The sequence below is a fragment of the Brevundimonas sp. genome, from assembly GCF_035627475.1.
Taxonomy (GTDB): Bacteria; Pseudomonadota; Alphaproteobacteria; order Caulobacterales; family Caulobacteraceae; genus Brevundimonas.
Map to the genome: position 1 here is coordinate 1 of NZ_DASPLR010000018.1, position 1,447 is coordinate 1,447.

Here is a 1,447-nt window from a genome sequence, read left to right on the forward strand (position 1 = left end):
CCGCCGGTCTACTCCGCTGCGATGGACAGCGGGTCAGTGGCGTCAGGGTGGCACAGCTCGGTGAGGCTTTCCCTGGTCATGTAGCGCCGGCACACCGCCCAGTCATCGTGCTGCTCCAACAGCAAGGCGCCGACGAGGCGCACAACCGCCCCTTCCCCCGGAAAGATGCCGACGACGTTGGTGCGCCGCTTGATCTCGCCGTTCAGGCATTCGAGAGGGTTTGTGCTGTGCAGCTTGGTGCGCCGATCCTTCGGGTAGGCCATGTAAGCCAACACGTCGAACTCCGCCTTGTCCATCAGCGCCGCCAGCTTGGAGAACCGGGGCCGCAGGCTGTCCGCCACGCGGCGCCACTGCTCGTGCGCCGCCTCGGCGGTCTCCTGGGCAAAGGCGGTGCGGATGGTGGCGGCGACCATCGTCGGGTGCGCCTTGCCGACGCAGGCCAAGAGGTTCCGCATGCAATGAACGCGGCACCTCTGGAGTGTCGCGCCCAGCACCTTGGAGGCAGCGGCCTTCAGCCCGAGATGGGCATCGGCGATCACCAGCTTCACGCCCCGCAGCCCGCGGCGGGTGAGCGAGCGCAGGAAGTCGCTCCAGAAGGTCTCGGCTTCCGACAGCCCAAGGCCGAGCCCCAGCCCCTCGCGCCGGCCGTCGGTGTTGACGCCGATCGCCAGTATGGCGGCCAGCGACACGATGCGGCCGTCCTGACGCACCTTCACGTAAGTGGCGGCCAGCCATACGAAGGGCCAGTCGCCCTCCAGTGGGCGGTTCAGGAAGGCGTGGACCCGCTCGTCGAACTCCCCTCGCACGTCTCGGGGAGCATCTCCGCCTCAATGCCCCTTCGGGCCAGTGCCGGCTGCGCCGTCGGCTACGATCCCCTCGCACAGACGGCTGAGCTGGCTTTTCGAGATCCCGGTCATGCCCATCGCCTTGACCAGCTCATCGACGTTGCGCGTGGAGATGCCCTGCACGTAGGCTTCTTGGATCACGGCGATCAGCGCCTTCTCCGCCGTGCGCCGCGGCTCGAGGAAAGCCGGGAAGTAGGAGCCGCGCCACAGCTTGGGGATGCGCAGGTCGATGGCGCCGGCGCGGGTCTCCCAGGTTCGTTCCCGGTAGCCGTTGCGCTTGGTCAGCCGCTCGTCCGAGCGCTCACCATAGCCGGCGCCGGTCACCGCCTCGACCTCCAGCTCCTTCAGGCGCTGGGCGGCGAAGCCGACCATCTCGCGCAGAAAGTCGGCGTCGGCGCTCTTCCCACTCAGCTCGTGAAGAGCGATCCTGTGCTCGGTCATCGTGTCACTCCGTCTCGGTCGATGGTCGTCAAGCAACCTCAACTTAGCCGAAGAGCACGGTGACCGCCCGCTCCCGGACGGCTGGCCCGCCTGCGCCAGCTATGGCGAGCGCTCCGGCGGGCCAGCCTCACGCCTCAGACACCACTCGGCGGGATACGGCC

General features: G+C 68.2%; 1 pseudogene. It reads right to left on the reverse strand.

Going from position 1 to position 1,447, the window contains the following annotated elements:
* Positions 1-8 precede the first annotated feature (8 nt).
* A pseudogene (locus VEA62_RS04380) lies at positions 9-1,286 on the reverse strand (IS256 family transposase).
* Between the last annotated feature and the right edge of the window lie 161 nt (positions 1,287-1,447).